Annotated in this window: 16 protein-coding genes, 1 tRNA gene and 1 riboswitch; of the genes, 7 read left to right on the top strand and 10 right to left on the bottom strand. The window is 73.2% G+C overall.

Features of this window, described 5'->3' with window-relative positions:
- Positions 1–82: 82 nt before the first annotated feature.
- The 4 genes from treZ to ASF82_RS09190 all read right to left on the bottom strand — a co-directional run bounded on the left by treZ (position 83) and on the right by ASF82_RS09190 (position 8,147).
- Positions 83–1,840 (bottom strand): malto-oligosyltrehalose trehalohydrolase, encoded by a 1,758-nt coding sequence (treZ, locus tag ASF82_RS09205; RefSeq protein WP_056056486.1) that lies wholly within the window; start codon positions 1,838–1,840, stop codon positions 83–85.
- Between the two features lie 108 nt (positions 1,841–1,948).
- Positions 1,949–4,291 (bottom strand): malto-oligosyltrehalose synthase, encoded by a 2,343-nt coding sequence (treY, locus tag ASF82_RS09200; protein WP_056056485.1) that lies wholly within the window; start codon positions 4,289–4,291, stop codon positions 1,949–1,951.
- Positions 4,288–6,486, bottom strand: coding sequence for a glycogen debranching protein GlgX (gene glgX / locus ASF82_RS09195; protein ID WP_082514519.1), 2,199 nt, complete (start codon positions 6,484–6,486; stop codon positions 4,288–4,290). The genes treY and glgX overlap by 4 nt, the downstream gene beginning before the upstream one ends.
- 140 nt (positions 6,487–6,626) lie before the next feature.
- Positions 6,627–8,147 (bottom strand): S8 family serine peptidase, encoded by a 1,521-nt coding sequence (locus ASF82_RS09190; protein ID WP_082514518.1) that lies wholly within the window; start codon positions 8,145–8,147, stop codon positions 6,627–6,629.
- 283 nt (positions 8,148–8,430) lie between these two features.
- Between ASF82_RS09190 and ASF82_RS09185 the strand changes: the two genes are divergently transcribed.
- Positions 8,431–9,378 (top strand): NAD-dependent epimerase/dehydratase family protein, encoded by a 948-nt coding sequence (locus ASF82_RS09185; protein ID WP_369814270.1) that lies wholly within the window; start codon positions 8,431–8,433, stop codon positions 9,376–9,378.
- Here ASF82_RS09185 and ASF82_RS09180 read toward each other — a convergent pair.
- Both ASF82_RS09180 and ASF82_RS09175 read right to left on the bottom strand, forming a co-directional pair.
- Positions 9,365–9,757, bottom strand: a complete 393-nt coding sequence (locus ASF82_RS09180) for a type II toxin-antitoxin system death-on-curing family toxin (protein WP_056056483.1) — start codon at positions 9,755–9,757, stop codon at positions 9,365–9,367. The two genes, ASF82_RS09185 and ASF82_RS09180, sit on opposite strands and share 14 nt — an antisense overlap.
- A complete protein-coding gene (locus ASF82_RS09175) occupies positions 9,754–9,957 on the bottom strand; it encodes a ribbon-helix-helix protein, CopG family (RefSeq protein ID WP_185233190.1) in 204 nt (67 codons plus the stop codon). Before ASF82_RS09175 ends, ASF82_RS09180 begins: the two co-directional genes overlap by 4 nt.
- A gap of 68 nt (positions 9,958–10,025) precedes the next feature.
- Positions 10,026–10,136: riboswitch (TPP riboswitch) on the top strand.
- Here ASF82_RS09175 and ASF82_RS09170 point away from each other — a divergent pair.
- From ASF82_RS09170 to ASF82_RS09155, 4 genes are all read left to right on the top strand, one after another.
- Positions 10,128–10,784, top strand: a complete 657-nt coding sequence (locus tag ASF82_RS09170) for an ECF transporter S component (RefSeq protein WP_056056482.1) — start codon at positions 10,128–10,130, stop codon at positions 10,782–10,784. It overlaps the preceding riboswitch by 9 nt.
- A 19-nt stretch (positions 10,785–10,803) precedes the next feature.
- Positions 10,804–12,282: an ABC transporter ATP-binding protein gene (locus ASF82_RS09165; RefSeq protein WP_082514517.1), complete on the top strand. Its 1,479-nt coding sequence runs from the start codon at positions 10,804–10,806 to the stop codon at positions 12,280–12,282.
- Entirely contained in the window at positions 12,279–13,073 is a 795-nt protein-coding gene (locus ASF82_RS09160; RefSeq protein WP_056056481.1) for an energy-coupling factor transporter transmembrane protein EcfT, read from the top strand. Before ASF82_RS09165 ends, ASF82_RS09160 begins: the two co-directional genes overlap by 4 nt.
- A complete protein-coding gene (locus ASF82_RS09155; RefSeq protein WP_235491243.1) occupies positions 13,066–13,701 on the top strand; it encodes a hypothetical protein in 636 nt (211 codons plus the stop codon). The genes ASF82_RS09160 and ASF82_RS09155 overlap by 8 nt, the downstream gene beginning before the upstream one ends.
- A gap of 57 nt (positions 13,702–13,758) precedes the next feature.
- On the opposite strand, the gene ASF82_RS09150 is transcribed toward ASF82_RS09155, so the two are convergent.
- The 4 genes from ASF82_RS09150 to orn form a co-directional block, all read right to left on the bottom strand.
- Entirely contained in the window at positions 13,759–14,076 is a 318-nt protein-coding gene (locus ASF82_RS09150; RefSeq protein WP_056058815.1) for a metallopeptidase family protein, read from the bottom strand.
- Positions 14,077–14,170: 94 nt separating this feature from the next.
- On the bottom strand, positions 14,171–14,380 hold the full coding sequence (locus tag ASF82_RS09145; RefSeq protein ID WP_156370044.1) for a hypothetical protein: 210 nt from the start codon (positions 14,378–14,380) through the stop codon (positions 14,171–14,173).
- A gap of 406 nt (positions 14,381–14,786) precedes the next feature.
- Positions 14,787–14,859 (bottom strand) — tRNA-His (locus tag ASF82_RS09140).
- Positions 14,860–14,899: 40 nt separating this feature from the next.
- Positions 14,900–15,520, bottom strand: coding sequence for an oligoribonuclease (orn, locus tag ASF82_RS09135; RefSeq protein ID WP_056056479.1), 621 nt, complete (start codon positions 15,518–15,520; stop codon positions 14,900–14,902).
- A gap of 104 nt (positions 15,521–15,624) precedes the next feature.
- Between orn and ASF82_RS09130 the strand changes: the two genes are divergently transcribed.
- Both ASF82_RS09130 and ASF82_RS09125 read left to right on the top strand, forming a co-directional pair.
- Entirely contained in the window at positions 15,625–15,921 is a 297-nt protein-coding gene (locus ASF82_RS09130; RefSeq protein WP_056056478.1) for a hypothetical protein, read from the top strand.
- Positions 15,922–15,986: 65 nt separating this feature from the next.
- The gene (locus ASF82_RS09125; RefSeq protein WP_056056477.1) at positions 15,987–16,247 is read left to right on the top strand and encodes a thioredoxin family protein; all 261 of its coding nucleotides are present in this window, start codon (positions 15,987–15,989) and stop codon (positions 16,245–16,247) included.
- Positions 16,248–16,309: the final 62 nt, after the last annotated feature.

Genomic DNA, 16,309 nt, shown 5'->3' with positions numbered 1-16,309 from the left:
GCCACCGACGGACGAGAGGAGGGGCGGGTCGCGACACGACCCGCCCCTCCTCTCGTCTCCTCCGGCCCGCGGGCCGGCTGCCTCAGCGGACGATCGCCACCGAGTGCGGCGGCAGCAGCAGCGACTCGCCGGCGGTGACGGCGTCGTCGCTCGTGAACAGCACCTCGGTGCAGGGCACGGCGACGCGCGCCTCCTGCTCCGCGAAGTTGACGGCGACCCGCAGCGAGCCGCGCGTCAGCACGAGCCACCGGGCGTCGGCGTCGTGCTCGACCGAGACGCGGGGGAGGCGCGGGTCGGTCAGGTCGGGCTCGGCGCGTCGCAGGGCGGCCAGGCGGCGGTACGCGCTCAGCACGAGGGCGTGCCGCCCCTGCTCGACCTCCGACCAGTCGAGCTTCGAGCGCCGGTAGGTCTCCGGGTCCTGCGGGTCGGGCACGGTCGACTCGTCCCAGCCGAGCTTCGCGAACTCGGCGATGCGGCCCTTCGCGGTCGCCTCGCCGAGGTCGGCCTCGGGGTGCGAGGTGAAGAACTGCCACGGGGTCGACGCGGCCCACTCCTCGCCCTGGAAGAGCATCGGCGTGAACGGCGACGCCAAGGTGAGGGCGGCGGCGATGACGAGCTGGCCGTCGTCGAGCGTGGCCGCGAGGCGGTCGCCGATCGCGCGGTTGCCGATCTGGTCGTGGTTCTGGTTCGCCACGACCAGGCGCCAGCCGGGCATGTGCTCGACGTCGATCGGGAAGCCGTGGTCGGTCTCGCGGAACGACGACCAGGTGCCGTCGTGGAAGAAGCCCTTCGTGAGCACCTTGGCGAGCGAGTCGAGCGACGCGAAGTCGGCGTACCAGCCGGTGGTCTCGCCGGTCAGCGCCACGTGCAGGGCGTGGTGGAAGTCGTCGCTCCACTGCCCGTCGAGGCCGTAGCCCTGGCGGTGGTCGGGGCCGGAGCCGCCGCCGTCGCGCGGGGTGATCAGGCGCGGGTCGTTCATGTCGCTCTCGGCGATCAGCGTCAGCGGGCGCCGCTGGTGGGCGCTCAGCGCCGCGGTGCGCTCGGCCATCTCCTGGAGCAGGTGCACCGGCGAGTCGTCGCGGAGCGCGTGCACGGCGTCGAGGCGCAGCGCGTCGACGTGGTAGTCGGTGAACCACATCGCCGTGTTGTCGAGGATGAACTCTCGCACCTCGTGCGCGCCGTCGTCGTCGAGGTTGACGTTGTCGCCCCAGGTGTTGGCGTGCTTGCTCGAGAGGTAGGGGCCGAAGACGGGCAGGTAGTTCCCCGAGGGGCCGAGGTGGTTGTAGACGACGTCCTGCACCACGCCGAGGCCCGCGGCGTGCGCGGCGTCGACGAAGCGCTGGTAGGCCTCCGGCCCGCCGTAGTTGTCGGTCACCGTGAACCAGTCGACGCCGTCGTAGCCCCAGTTCCAGCGCCCGTTGACGCCGTTCACCGGCAGCAGCTCGACGAGGTCGACGCCGAGCTCGACGAGGTGCGGCAGCTTCTCGATCGCCGAGTCGAGCGTGCCCTCGGGGGTGAAGGTGCCGAGGTGCAGCTCGTAGATCACCGCGCCGCCGAGCTGGCGGCCCGTCCAGGCCTCGTCGGTCCAGGCGAAGGCTGCCGGGTCGAAGGTCTCGCTGAGGCCGTGCACGCCGTCGGGCTGGCGTCGCGAGCGCGGGTCGGGCAGCGGCGTGTCGCCGTCGTCGAGCAGGAAGCCGTAGCGGTGGCCCGGCCCGCGGTCGAGGTCGGCGGGCGCGCGCCACCACCCGGTGGCGGGCTCGGCCGCGAGCGGCAGCACCTCGCCGTCGAGGTGCAGTCGCACGGTGGTGGCGGTCGGGGCCCAGACGTCGTAGACGCTCATCGGTCTCCTCGGAGGTGTCGGGTGGTCGGTGTGCGGGGGAGGTGCGGGGTGCGGGCACGACGACGACCGCCGACCCGCAGGGGTCGACGGTAGTCGTGCGGCGCCCGGCTAGACCTGGCTGTCCGCCGGGACGAGCAGCGCGACGGGGTACGTCTCGAGCAGCTCGGCGAGGCGGACGTGGCCGCCCTCGTGGCGACGGCCCGTGAGCACGTCGACCCAGGCGCCGCCGCGGGTGAGCACGACGGTGTCGTCCCAGCCGCCGGCCTGCTCGAGCGACACCGGGAGGCGCGTGGCGACGACGAGAGCGCCGCCACGGTCGGCGGCGACGACGTGGTCGCGGCGCTCGCCGAGCACGGGCAGCGGGGCGTACCGGGTGAACAGCTCGGGCCGGTCGCGGCGCAGCGTCAGCGCGCGGTGCGTGACGAGCAGCTTGGCCGCCCCCGTCTCGTCGACGGGCGGCACGGTGCCCGCGACGACGTCGGCGAGGAGGCGGCGGCGCGCCTCGAAGTCCACCTCACGTCGGTTGTCGGGGTCGACGAGCGAGAAGTCCCACAGCTCGCCGCCCTGGTAGACGTCGGGGCTCCCCGGCCCGGTGAGCTGCAGCAGCGCGACGCCGAGCGAGTTGCTCCAGCCCGCGGGGCGCAGCACGTCGACGATGCGCTCGACCTCGTGGCGCACCTGGTCGTCGTCGAACGCAGCGTCGACCGCCGCGTGCATGCGCTCCTCGAAGGCCTCGGCCTCGGGGGTGCGGTCGGTCCACGTGGTGGAGCTGCTGGCCTCGCGCGAGGCCTTCTCGGCGTAGTCGTGCAGGCGCTCGCGCGACGCCGGCCAGGCGCCGACGATCGTCTGCCAGAGGATGTTCTCGAACGGGCCGTCGCCGACCGGTGCGAGGCTCCGCAGCCGCTCGAGCGTGGCGGCCCACTCCTCGGCGACCTCGGCGAGCACCGAGACGCGGGCGCGCACGTCGGCGCTGCGCTTGGTGTCGTGGGTCGAGAGGGTCGTCATGCCGAACGGGCGCTCGGCGAGGCGCAGCTGCTGGCGGTCGTGGAACTCCGCGGGCGTGAGCGAGAACTCGGCGGGGTCGGCCCCGACCTCGGTCAGCGTGGCGAGACGGCTGTAGCGGTAGAACGCGGTGTCCTCCACGCCCTTGGCCATCACCATGCCGCTCGTCTGCTGGAACCGGACGGCGGCCGGGTGCTCGGCGTCGTGCAGCACGGCGACGACCTCGGTGATCGTGGCCGCGAGGTCGGGGCGGTGCGCGGTGGCGACCTCGGCGGCCTCGTCGAGGTGCTCGGCCCCCTGCGGCAGGTAGCTGCGGTAGACGGGGAAGGCCGCGGCGAGCTCGGCGAGGGCGTCGACGGCGCGGTCGTCGGCGCGGCCGTCGTCCGACAGCAGCCGGGCGAGGCGCCGGATCTCGCTGCCGAGGATCCCGTCGGCGATGCCCCGCTTGGTGCCGAGGATCATCTCGTGCCAGTCGTCGGGGCCGTCACCGTCGCGGAGGCGGGAGTCGAGCGCGCCGAGGGCCTCGGCGCCCGAGGGGTCGACGAAGACCCGGTCGAGGTCGGCGAGGGCGTCGTAGCCGGTGGTGCCGTCGGTGGCCCAGTCCTCGGCCAGGCGCTCGTCGCCCTCGAGGATCTTCTCGACGAGCACGTGCGCGCCGCCGGTCAGCTCGGCGAGGCGGTCGAGGTACCCGCCCGGGTCGGCGAGGCCGTCGGGGTGGTCGACGCGGAGGCCGTCGACGAGCCCCTCGCGGAACCAGCGGCCGATCTCGACGTGCGACTCGTCGAAGACGCGGGGGATCTCGACGCGGATGCCCGCGAGGGTGTTCACCGCGAAGAAGCGGCGGTAGTTGAGGTCGGTGTCGGCTCGCTTCCAGTGCACCAGCTCGTACGACTGGCGGGCGTGGACGGCGGCCGCGTCGTCGCCCTCGGCGGCCGTGCCGGGAGCGATCGGGTACACGTTCTCGTAGTAGTGCAGCTCGTCGCCGACGACCTCGAGGCCCTCGATCGTCCCGTCGGCCGCGGCCGGCTCGCCGAGCACGGGCAGCAGCAGCTTGCCGCCGCCGGCCGCCCAGTCGACGTCGAACGCCTCGGCCCAGCGGCTCTCGCGGCCGTGGGTCAGGACGTCCCACCACCAGACGCTGGCCTTCGGCGTCGCGACGCCCACGTGGTTCGGCACGATGTCGACGAGCACGCCGAGGTCGGCGTCGTGCGCGGCGGTCGACAGGGCGTCGAGCCCGGCCGCGCCGCCCCGGGCCGGGTCGACCCGGCTGTGGTCGACGACGTCGTAGCCGTGGTCGCTGCCGGGCTCGGCCTCGAGCACGGGCGACAGGTAGACCCAATCGGCCCCGAGGTCGCGCAGGTAGGGCACGACCGCGGCGGCGGCGTCGAGGTCGAAGGCCTCGCGGATCTGCAGGCGGTAGGTGGAGCGGGGGTGGTCGCGTCGGGTCACGAGGGGTCCTCAGCCGTGGCGCGCAGGACGACCAGGGACCGGCTGGCCACGGGCAGCTGGTCGCCGGCCCTCAGGGCCGGGACGACCTGAGGGGAGGAGGGGGGCTGGGGAGTGGTCGCGGCACGGACTGCCTGCAGCGACCGGGGAGGCGCGGTGGCGGGGGCGACCGGAGGCGCAACGGTGCTGTCGACCACGACCTCCCAGCCCTCGGCGTACTCGTCGGGAGGCAGCACGAACGTGACGGTCTCCTCGCTGGCGTTGAAGTACAGGACGAAGTTGACGTCGGTGATGCGGCCGCCGCGGTGGTCACGGCCTCGGATGCCGTCGCCGTTGAGGAACATGCCGACCGACTTCGCGTACGACTCGTTCCACTCGCCCTCCTGCATCGCGTCGCCCTCGGGCGTCAGCCAGACGATGTCGGGCAGGGGCTCGCCCTCGCCGCGGGTGACCGGGCGGCCGTTGAAGTACCGCTGTCGACGGAACGTGGGGTGGTCGTGCCGGAGCTTGATGACCTCGGCGACGAACTCGATCAGCTCGCGGTCGGCGCTCGCCCAGTCGATCCAGCTGATCTCGCTGTCCTGGGCGTAGGTGTTGTTGTTGCCGCGCTGGGTGCGGCCGAGCTCGTCGCCGTGCAGCAGCATGGGCACGCCCTGGCTGAGCAGCAGCGTCGCCAGGAAGCTCCGCTGGCGCTGCTCGCGGAGGGCCAGCACGGCCTGGTCGTCGGTCTCGCCCTCGACGCCGGAGTTCCAGGAGCGGTTGTGGCTCTCGCCGTCCGCGCCTCCCTCGCCGTTGGCGTCGTTGTGCTTCTCGTCGTAGCTGACGAGGTCGCGCATGGTGAAGCCGTCGTGCGCCGTGACGAAGTTGATGCTCGCGACCGGACGGCGCCCGTCGCGCTCGTAGAGGTCGGCCGAGCCGGTGATGCGGCTGGCGAACTCGCCCAGGGTGGAGGGCTCGCCCCGCCAGAAGTCGCGGACGGTGTCGCGGTACTTGCCGTTCCACTCCGTCCACTGGGGCGGGAAGTTGCCGACCTGGTACCCGCCGGGCCCGACGTCCCAGGGCTCGGCGATGAGCTTCACCTGCGACACGATCGGGTCCTGCTGCACCAGCTCGAAGAACGTCGACAGGCGGTCGACCTCGTAGAACTCGCGGGCGAGGGAGGCGGCGAGGTCGAAGCGGAACCCGTCGACGTGCATCTCGGTCACCCAGTACCGCAGGCTGTCCATGATCAGCTGCAGCGAGTGCGGGTGACGGACGTTCAGGCTGTTGCCGGTGCCCGTGTAGTCCATGTAGTACGTCGCGTCGTCGTCCATCAGGCGGTAGTAGGCCGCGTTGTCGATGCCCTTGAACGACAGGGTCGGCCCGAGGTGGTTGCCCTCGGCCGTGTGGTTGTAGACGACGTCGATGATGACCTCGATGCCGGCCTCGTGCAGCACCCGCACCATCGTCTTGAACTCCTGCACCTGCTGGCCGGTGTCGCCGGTCGCCGAGTAGGCGGCGTGGGGCGCGAAGAAGCCGATGGTGTTGTAGCCCCAGTAGTTGCTGAGGCCCTTCTCGAGGAGGGTGTTGTCCTGCACGAACTGGTGCACGGGCATCAGCTCGAGCGTCGTGACGCCGAGCTTCTGCAGGTGCTCGATGATCGCCGGGTGGGCGACGCCGGCGTAGGTGCCGCGCTGCTCGTCGGGGATCTCGGGGTGCGTCTGCGTCAGGCCCTTCACGTGGGCCTCGTAGACGACGGTCTCGTCGTAGCTGTACTTCGGCGGGCGGTCGCCCTGCCAGTCGAAGAACGGGTTGATCACGACGCCGAGCATCATGTGCGGCGCGCTGTCGCGGTCGTTGCGCGAGTCGGGGTCGCCGAAGTCGTAGGCGAAGAGCGCCTCGTCCCAGTCGATGTCGCCGCTCGTGGCCTTCGCGTACGGGTCGAGCAGCAGCTTGGCGGGGTTCGCGCGGCAGCCCGCGGCCGGGTCGTACTCGCCGTGCACGCGGTAGCCGTACTTCTGGCCGGGCTGCACCGTCGGCAGGTAGGCGTGCCAGACGTAGGCGTCGACCTCGGTGAGGGGCACGCGGGTCTCGACGCCCTGGGCGTCGAAGAGGCACAGCTCGACCTTCGTGGCCGCCTCGCTGAAGATCGCGAAGTTCGTGCCGCCGCCGTCGTAGGTGGCGCCGAGCGGGTAGGGGTTGCCTGGCCAGGTGTGCAATCGATCCTCCGTCTAGAACTCGGCTCAGCCTAGGGGCCGCGGCCGTCCGAGGGCCGCCGGGGGCGGCCCTCGGACGGCAGAGGGCGCCCCGTCGTCGACGGGGCGCCCTCCGGCGGTGCGGATGTCGGCTCAGCGACGGGTCACGGCGCCGTCACGGCGTCGAGCGCGTCGACGAGGCCCTCGCCGAACCAGCCGTTGTCGGCCGGGGTGCCGACGCAGGTCGCCGCGGTGGCGGGGCAGGCGACGTCGTCGGCCTGGGCGTACAGCAGGTCGGTGAGCTGCGTGCCCTCGGCGCGGGGGTGCGTCGCCTTGAGCAGCGCGAGCACGCCGGCCACGTGCGGGCTGGCCATCGAGGTGCCCGACTTGGTGCCGTAGCCGCCGCCGGTCACGGTCGACAGGATGCTCGAGCCGGGGGCCGCGACGTCGATGACGCCGTCGCCGTAGTTCGAGAACGACGACTTGGTGCCGGTCGAGGTGGTGGAGGAGACCGTCACGACGCCGTCGAGCTCGGCGGGGATGTCGGTGCAGGTCTCGTCGAGCTGGCGGGTCACCGGCACGGTGTCGTTGGGGCTGCCGGTGTCGACGGTCTTGTTCGCGAGGTCGACGGCGCTGTTGCCGGCGGCCGCCACGTTGACGACGCCCTTGCGCTGCGTGAACTGGACGGCGCGGTCGACGGCGGTCTTGACGGCCGCCTGGTCGACGTCCGACCCGCACCAGAACTCCCACGGGTCGATGAAGTAGCTGTTGTTCGTGACGTCGGCGCCGGTGGCCTCGGCGTACATGAAGCCGCAGATGGCGGCCTCGGCGTAGATGAACCCGTCGTCGTTGACGACCTTGACGGAGCTCAGCTTCGAGGCCGGGGCGACCCCGACGATGCCGACGCCGTTGCGGCCGGCCGCGATGGTGCCGGCGACGTGGGTGCCGTGGTCGCTCGTCGTGGGCTGCCAGGCGGCGTACGAGGTGTCGGGCGTGCCGCTGAGGCAGCCGGCGGAGCGGCCCTGGTCGATGTTCGCGGCGAGGTCGGGGTGGTCGCCCTGGATGCCCGAGTCGAGCACGGCGACGAGCACCTTCTTCGAGCCGTCGGTGACCTGGTGGGCCTGGTCCGCCTTGATGGCGGTCATGTCCCACTGGCGGGCCTCGAGCGGGTCGGCCGTGACGGCGGTCGCCGCCTCCAGGCCCTCCTGCTCGGCGACGGACTGCTGCGAGGCCGAGCCCCCGGTGCGCTGCAGCGCGGCCGTGTCGGGCGCGCCCTTCCACGTCGGGTCGGAGGCGGCGACGGGCGCCGTGCGGGTCGCCCCGACCGAGGCGACCGACTTGTCGGCACGGACGGAGGCGGCGAAGTTCACGTTGTCGGACTGAGCGATGACGACGCCGATCTCGGGCCACGACGCGACGACGGTGCCGGCGGCGGCGGTGACGGCCCGCTCGGCCTTCCGGGTCTGGCCGTTGTTGGCCTTCGTGACGTTGACGGCGTAGTTCATGACCTGGCCGGTGACGACGGGCAGGGCCGGGGCCGGCTGGGCGGCGACGACCGAGCCGTCGCCGGGCGCGGCGACCGCGGCGCCGGCGCCGGCGAGGCCGAGGCCCGTCGCCAGCGAGACGGCCAGACAGGTGGAGAGCACGCGGCGGCGCGTGCGGGCGGTGATCGGGCTGAAGGACATCGTTCTCCTCGTCGGGTGGGGCCGGGCGACGTCGGTGCGGACGACGGGCGTCGCTGACGGCTCAGGCTGAACATAGGGAGAACGGCGGGTGACCGGATAGTGGGCACTTGGGGGGACCGTCGCTGACCCCCGGTCGGGGGCCAGGCCCGGCGGCGCCGACCGACGGGTAGCGTCAGGGCATGACGCCCGCACCGCTGCCGACGTCGGCAGCCACCGCCTCCTGCCCGCCCGCCCCGCGCCTCCTCGGTGCCCCCTCCGGGGCGGCCCGCTCGTGAGGGTCGTGGTGATCGGGGCGACCGGCCACGTCGGCGGGTTCCTCGTCCCGCGGCTCGTGCTCGCCGGCCACGACGTCGTCGCCGTGAGCCGCGGCGCGTCCGCCCCCTACCGCGAGCACCCCGCCTGGCGCCAGGTCGAGCGCGTCCAGCTCGACCGCGAGGCGGGCGACGCCGACGGCTCGTTCGGCCGGCGCGTCGCCGAGCTCGGGGCCGACGTCGTCGTCGACATGATCTGCTTCACCCCCGCCTCGGCCCTCTCCCTCGTCGAGGCCCTGCGCGGCACGGGCACCGTGCTCGTGCACTGCGGCACCATCTGGGTGCACGGCCCGTCGGAGGAGGTGCCCGTCACCGAGGAGGCGCGGCGCGCTCCGTTCGGCGAGTACGGCACGCAGAAGGCCGAGATCGAGCGCCTGCTGCTCGCCGAGTCGCGTCGCCCCGGCGGGGTGCCCAGCACGGTGCTGCACCCCGGCCACATCACCGGGCCGGGCTGGCCGATGATCAACCCGGTCGGCAACCTCGACCTCGACGTCTGGGAGGCGCTCGCGACGGGCCGCGAGGTCGTCATGCCCGGCCTCGGCCTCGAGACCGTGCACCACGTGCACGCCGACGACGTGGCCCAGGCGTTCCAGCGCGCCGTCGAGCAGCCGGCCCAGGCGGTCGGCGAGTCGTTCCACGTCGTCAGCGAGCGGGCGGTCACGCTGCGCGGCCTCGCCCAGCAGGTCGCGAGGGCGTTCGGGCAGGAGGCGCGGCTCGAGTTCGCGACGTTCGACGAGTTCCGGGCACAGCGCGACCCCGCCTCGGCCGACGCCTCGTGGGAGCACCTCTCGCGCAGCCACTCGATGAGCATCGACAAGGCCCGTCGCCTGCTCGGCTACGCGCCGCGCTGGACGACCGTCGAGGCGGTGCTCGACGGGCTCGAGTGGCTGCGGGCCGACGGGCAGCTCACCCTCGCCTGACCCGGCGGGGCTCGGTGTGCTGGACGAGGCACTCGGCGATCGTCTCGACGTCGTCGAGCACGCCCTCGGCGATCTGGACGATGACGTCGTAGGCGCCCTCCTCGGTCATCGTCAGCCGACGACCGTTGAGGCCGAGGAAGGCGATCAGGCCGGCGAGCCCCAACCTCTTGTTCCCGTCCACCAACCCGTGGTTGTTGACGAGCGAGTGCACGAGGGCCGCGGCCTTCTCCTCCAGGGTCGGGTAGGCGTCCGCGCCGAGCACGGAGGCCCGCGGCCTCGCGAGGGCCGACTCGAGCAGGCCGGCGTCGCGCACGACGACGTCGGGAGCGACAGCGCGCCGTGCGACGTGCAGCAGCTCGCCGTAGGTGAGGTGGATCACTCGCCGAGTCGGCGGAGAGCCTCGGCGTAGCGAGGGAGCTCGTCGTCGAGTACGTCGTCCAGGAGGTCGGCCCGGCTGTGGGAGTCGACGTACTCCCTCACGGCCTGGCGTGCGACGTCCTGCATGGACCGGGACTCCAGCGCCGCGCGGCGGCGGAGCGCGTCGGCCTCGTGGTCGTCGAGTCGGAGGGTCATGGGCATGCAGTCGACGGTATCTGCTATGATACCAGATGGCAACGAGCAGACCCTCTCGACTGGGCTATGCTCGGCGGCACACACACGGGAGTCCGGTGATCCGGGCTGAGAGGAAGCGATCCACGCTTCGACCGTCGAACCTGATCTGGATCATGCCAGCGCAGGGAGGAGAGAACATGTCTGTTTCCGTGTCCGCGAACGAGTCGTCCTCGAGCCGCGACGAACGTCCGGCCGCCACCTCGCCGAGGAAGCCGTCGCGCCGCTGGCGCGTCGTCGACATCGTCGTCGCGAGCGTCATCGGCGTCGCCTGCGGCGTCGTCTTCTGGGCCTGGGGCCTCGCCTGGACCCCGCTCGACAGCGCCCTGTCGTTCCTGCCGGGGCTCTCGGGCCTCCTCGCCGGCGGCTGGCTCTTCGCCGGCGTGCTCGGCGGGCTCGTCATCCGCAAGCCCGGCGCCGCGATCTACACCGAGGTCATGGCCGCCGTCGTCTCGATGCTGATCGGCACGCAGTGGGGCTTCTCGACGCTGATCTGGGGCGTGCTGCAGGGCCTCGGGGCCGAGCTGGTGCTCGCGGCGTTCCTGTACACGACCTGGCGCCTCCACGTGGCCCTGCTCGCCGGCGCCGGCGCGGGCGTCGTCGTCGCGCTGCTCGACACCTCGTTCTCGTCGATCGCCGCCACCGCGATCGAGTACAAGGTCGTCTACGGCGTCAGCGCCGTCGTCTCGGGCGTGCTGCTCGCCGGCCTGCTCTCGTGGCTCGCGGCGCGGGGCCTCGCCCGCACCGGCGCCCTCAGCCGCTTCGCCTCGGGCCGCTCGGCCGAGGCCCGCGTCTGAGCCGACCGCTGCCGACGACGTGACGACCGCCTCCGGGGCCCGGGTCGACGCCCGCGGCTGGGGGTGGCGCCACGCCGGCCGGCTGCGACCGGCCGTCTCCGGGCTCGACCTCGTCGTCGAGCCCGGGGAGCGCGTGCTGCTGCTCGGGGCCTCCGGCGCCGGCAAGTCGACGCTGCTCGCGGGCCTCGCCGGCGTGCTGGGCGGCGACGAGGAGGGCGACGCGACCGGTGAGCTGCTGGTCGACGGCCGCCCGCCGGCCGAGCAGCGCGGGCGGGTGGGCCTCGTGCTGCAGGACCCTGACTCGCAGGTCGTGCTCGCCCGCGTCGGCGACGACGTCGCCTTCGGCTGCGAGAACGTCGGCGTGCCCCGCGACGAGACCTGGCGTCGGGTCGACGAGGCCCTCGACGCGGTCGGGCTCGACCTGCCGCGCTCGTGGCCGACCGCCCAGCTCAGCGGCGGGCAGAAGCAGCGCCTCGCGCTCGCCGGGGCCCTCGCGATGAGGCCCGGCCTCGTGCTGCTCGACGAGCCGACGGCGAACCTCGACCCGGAGGGGGTCGTCGAGGTGCGCGACGCCGTGGCCCGCGTCGTCGAGGCCACGGGCGCGACCCTCGTCGTCGTCGAGCACCGCGTCTCGGTCTGGCTGCCCGTCGTCGACCGGGTCGTCGTGCTCGCCGCGGGGGGCGGCGTGCTCGCCGACGGCCGGCCCGACGACGTGCTCGGGCACGAGCGCGTCCGGCTGACGGAGGCGGGGGTGTGGGTGCCGGGGGCCGCGCCCGCCCTGCCCCACCGGCACCGCGCCTCCTCGTCCGGGCCCCTGCTCGAGGCCTCGGGCCTCGCCGTGGGGCGCCGGGGGGCCCGCGGGCCCGCCGTGGCGACCGGCGTCGACCTCGTCGTCGACGACGCGCGCGCCCTCGTGCTGACCGGGCCGAACGGCGCGGGCAAGTCGACCCTCGCCCTGACCCTCGCCGGGCTGCTGCTTCCGGCGGGCGGGTCGCTCCGGGCGACCGAGCTGCTCGCCGCCGGCGCCGGGCCGTCGCCCGCCCGGTGGCGCTCGCGGCAGCTGCTGTCGCGGGTCGGCACGGTCTTTCAGGACCCTGAGCACCAGTTCCTCACCGCGACCGTCCGCCGGGAGCTGGCGGTGGGGCCGGAGGCGCTGGGCGAGTCGCCCGCGGAGGTCGCCTCCCGGGTCGACGAGCTCCTGGCCCGCCTGCGCCTCGACCACCTCGCCGGCGCCAACCCGTTCACGCTCTCGGGCGGCGAGAAGCGGCGACTCAGCGTCGCGACCGTCCTCGCGTCGCGGCCGCGCCTCCTCGTGCTCGACGAGCCGACCTTCGGGCAGGACGCCCGCACCTGGCGGGAGCTCGTCGCGCTGCTCGCCGAGCTCGTCGACGAGGGGCGCTCGGTGGTGGCCGTGACGCACGACGCCGAGTTCGTCGCCGCCCTCGCCGACGACGTCGTCGCCCTCGAGCGGCCCGTCGCGCGAGAGGCCGTCGCGTGAGCCTGCTCGCGGCCGTCGAGACCGACCGGCTCGTCGGCCGCCTGAACCCGGTGGCGAAGCTGCTCGCGGCGCTGGTCGTGTCGCTCGTGCTGCTGCTCTCGATCGACGCCGTCTCGGCCGGGGTCGCCCTCGTGCTCGAGCTGCTGCTGCTGCCGTGGGCGGGGCTCTCGGCGCGGCAGCTGCTGCGTCGCACCGCCCCGCTGTGGATCGCCGCGCCGACGTCGGTGCTCGTCACGGCCCTCTACGGCCGCGACGAGGGGGCCGTGCTGCTGCAGGTCTGGTGGATCAGCGTGACCGACGGGTCGCTCTCGCTGGCCCTCGCCATCGGCCTCCGCATCCTCGCGGTGGGGGTGCCGGGCATCGTCCTGCTCGCGACCACCGACCCCACCGACCTGGCCGACGGCCTGGCGCAGGTGCTGCACCTGCCCGCGCGGTTCGTGCTCGGCGGCCTCGCCGGCCTCCGGCTCGCCGGGCTGTTCGCCGACGACTGGCGGCAGCTCTCCCTCGCCCGGCGGGCGCGCGGCGTCGCGGACGGCCGGGGCCCCGTCGCGGCGGCGCGCCGTTTCGGCGGGCAGGCGTTCTCCCTGCTGGTGCTGTCGGTGCGCCGCGGCAGCAAGCTGGCGACGGCGATGGAGGCGAAGGGCTTCGGCTCCGACGCCGAGCGCACCTGGGCCCGGCCGTCGCGCGTCGCGGGCCGCGACCTCGTGCTCGTCGCGATCGGGGTGCTCATCGCGGCGGCGGCGGTCGCCGCGGCCGTCGTGGCCGGCACCTGGGAGTTCGTCCTTGCCTGAGGAGTGGTCGGCGGCCGTCGACGACGCCCTCGTGGGCGCCCTGCTGCGGCGAGCCGAGGAGTCGCGGGTCGGCGCCGACCGCGTGGTGCTGCTCGTCGACGGCCGCTCCGGCTCGGGCAAGACGACGCTCGCGCGTCGCCTGGTCGCGGCGTGGCCCGGTGCCCTCGGGCCGGTCCAGCTGGTGCACCTCGACGACGTCTACCCCGGCTGGCACGGCCTCGCGGCGGCCTCCCGGGTCGTCGAGGAGTCGCTGCTCGTCGGGCGCGAGCCGGGCTGGACCACGTGGGACTGGGACGCCGACGTGCCGGGGGAGCGGCGGACGCTCGACCCGGCCGTGTCGGTGGTGGTGGAGGGCGCCGGGTCGCTGACCCGCGCCTCCTCGGGGCTCGCGACCCTGTCGGTGTGGCTGGAGCTCGACGCGGGGGAGCGGCGACGACGGGCGCTGGCCCGCGACGGCGCGGCCTACGAGCCGTGGTGGGAGGTCTGGGCCGGGCAGGAGGAGGCGCACCTCGCGGCCGAGCGGCCGCGCGCGCTCGCCGACGTGGTCGTCCGGGTGCCCGTGACGCCGGTGCCGGTGCCGCCGCCGTCGCCGTCGCCCACGTCGTCGCCGCCGTCTCCGTCGAGGTGACCCGTCCGGGGCCCTCGCAGCGCGTCAGGGCCCAGATCGGGGCACGGGGAGGCGCCGCTAGGCCCAGCCGAGCTGGTGCAGCTGGTCGTCGTCGATGCCGTAGAAGTGGGCGATCTCGTGCACGAGCGTGACGTGGATCTCGTCGCGCAGCTCGTCGACGTGGTCGACGGCGGCGAGGTGGGGCTCGCGGTAGAGGACGATGCGGTCGGGCAGCTCGCCGAAGCCGTAGCTGCCGCGTTCGGTGAGGGCGACGCCGTCGTAGAGGCCGAGCAGGTCGAGCGTGCCGTCCTCCGGGCGGTCCTCGGTGACGAAGACGACGTTGTCGAGGCCGTCGACCATGTCGTCGGGCAGGAGATCGAGCTCGGCGACGACCATGTCGTCGAACTGCTCGGCGCTCACCTCGGACGGGTCGATGCCGGCTGCTCGGTCGTCGCTCACCCGTTCAGGCTCCCACACCCCGCCTGAGGCCTCAGTCGACCCCCATCGGGTCGGGCGGATGATCGGCCGCACGCGCCACGCGCATCCGGTGCGCCGCCTCCCGGGCCCCCTTGCCCACGCCCCACACGATGAACCAGACGCCCAGGACCGGGCCGATGAAGATCAGGCCAGAGATGCGCCCGTCCCACCCCCAGTAGCTGTACGTCAAGAACGCCCCGACCCCGAGCGCGATGAACGCCACCCCCGCGACGACGAGCCCCCACCACGACGCCGGCGCCTCGCGCCCCACACCCCCGCGTCTCTCACCCCTCAGTCCTACCGGCCCCGCCCCCATCCCGCCCATCGGACACCACCCATGACCGACCCGTCCGCCCAGCCATCGACGACGTCTCAGATGCGCTCGCGCATCTGAGACCGAACAAGCACGGAACCCAAAAAAGGCCCTGCCTCGTAGGGCAGGGCCTTTCCATTTGGCGTCTCAGATGCGCTCGCGCATCTGAGACCAAAAAGCACGGAACCCAAAAAAGGCCCTGCCTCGTAGGTCAGGGCCTTCCCATTGGGCGTCTCAGATGCGCTCGCGCATCTGAGACAAACAAGCACGGAACCCAAAAAAGGCCCTGCCTCGTAGGGCAGGGCCTTTCTATTTGGGTGAGTAACGGGGCTTGAACCCGCGGCCTCCTAGACCACAACCAGGCGCTCTACCAGCTGAGCTATACCCACCATGTGCGGCCGCCGGAGCGATCGCAACGAGAAGACTCTACTACAGCCGGGAGGCCCATTCGTCCACGACGGCCTTCGAGATCGCCTGGACGTCGTCGGTGGTGGGCCCGGGGTCGGCGACGAAGCCGGCACGGCGGTAGTACTCGAGCTCGCGGATGGACTCGAGGATGTCGGCGAGGGCCCGGTGGCCGCCGTGCTTCTGCGGGGCGTTGAAGTAGACGCGGGGGAACCAGCGGCGGGCGAGCTCCTTGATGGAGGAGACGTCGACGCTGCGGTAGTGCAGGTGGCCATCGACCCGCGGCATGTACTTCGCGAGGAAGGCGCGGTCGGTGCCGATCGTGTTGCCGGCCAGGGGGGCGTGCTGCTCGGTGGGGACGTACTTGAGGATGTACTCGAGCACCTCGTACTCGGCCTCGGCGAGGCTGACGCCGCCCGGGATCTCCTCCAGCAGGCCCGAGGAGGTGTGCATGTCGGTGACGAACTCGTTCATGTTGTCGAGCGCCGACTGGTCGGGCTTGATCACGATCGTGAAGCCGGGGTGCACGGGCGTGAGGTCGAAGTCGGTGACGACGACGGCCACCTCGACCAGCTCGTCGACCGCGATGTCGAGCCCGGTCATCTCGCAGTCGATCCAGACCAGCCGGTCGTTCGTGGAAGCCATGCCGCCACTCTAGCGTCGGGGGCCGACACGCTCGGGCTCGGGCGCTGCCCCGGAGGCGCGACCTACCTGGGCGCTCGGTCCGCGCCTCCTGGTAGAAGGGTGGCATGACAGACAGCAAGCCCACCGTGGCCGAGGGATCCGAGTACGTCGTCTTCTTCGAGGGCGGCCCGAGCGACGGCCGGACCGACACCCGCACCAGCTTCGACGGCTCCTACGAGGACGAGATCGTCGACTACGTGCTCGTCGAGGGCATCGAGACCGGCTTCGTGTACAAGGTGCGCGAGGCGAAGATGAACGGCGAGCAGCTGCAGGTGCACTACAAGCTCGACGAGGCCGACAGCGACCCGGTCGACGCCCTCGAGAACCGCGGCGACCGCACCGACGAGTTCGGCACGTTCTGACGCCACGGCAGGTGGACGAGGAGGCGCGGGGAACATCTCCCCGCGCCTCCTCGTTGTACGGGGGCATGAAGGTCGAGCTGTACACGTCCGCGTTCTGCGGCCCCTGCCACGCGGCCCGCGCCGTCGTGGCCGAGGCCTCGGCCCTGGTGCCGCTGCTCGAGGTGGACGAGGCCGACGTCGTCGCCCGGCCCGACGAGGCGGAGGCCCGCGACGTCCGCAGCACGCCGACGATCGTGGTGCTCGACCGGGCCGGCAGCGAGGTGTTCCGCGCCGCCGGGGTGCCGCGGCTCGACCAGCTGCTCGGCGCGCTCGCCCTGGCCGTCTGAGCGGGCACGGTATCGTGGGGCCCACGCCCTCGTAGCTCAGCGGATAGAGCAGGAGCCTTCTA

Origin of the sequence: Frigoribacterium sp. Leaf164 (genome assembly GCF_001423665.1) — a bacterium.
GTDB lineage: Bacteria > Actinomycetota > Actinomycetes > Actinomycetales > Microbacteriaceae > Frigoribacterium > Frigoribacterium endophyticum.
Note: the sequence above shows the minus strand (reverse complement) of the source record. Positions and strands in the feature narration are given on the sequence as shown.

Bases quoted from the DNA above. Each gene is read 5' to 3' on its own strand.
- treZ (WP_056056486.1), bottom strand. From the start codon at position 1,840: ATGAGCGTCTACGACGTCTGGGCCCCGACCGCCACCACCGTGCGACTG.
- ASF82_RS09190 (WP_082514518.1), bottom strand. From the start codon at position 8,147: ATGTCCTTCAGCCCGATCACCGCCCGCACGCGCCGCCGCGTGCTCTCC.
- ASF82_RS09175 (WP_185233190.1), bottom strand. From the start codon at position 9,957: ATGCCCATGACCCTCCGACTCGACGACCACGAGGCCGACGCGCTCCGC.
- ASF82_RS09170 (WP_056056482.1), top strand. From the start codon at position 10,128: ATGTCTGTTTCCGTGTCCGCGAACGAGTCGTCCTCGAGCCGCGACGAA.
- ASF82_RS09150 (WP_056058815.1), bottom strand. From the start codon at position 14,076: ATGGTCGTCGCCGAGCTCGATCTCCTGCCCGACGACATGGTCGACGGC.
- orn (WP_056056479.1), bottom strand. From the start codon at position 15,520: ATGGCTTCCACGAACGACCGGCTGGTCTGGATCGACTGCGAGATGACC.
- ASF82_RS09130 (WP_056056478.1), top strand. From the start codon at position 15,625: ATGACAGACAGCAAGCCCACCGTGGCCGAGGGATCCGAGTACGTCGTC.
- ASF82_RS09125 (WP_056056477.1), top strand. From the start codon at position 15,987: ATGAAGGTCGAGCTGTACACGTCCGCGTTCTGCGGCCCCTGCCACGCG.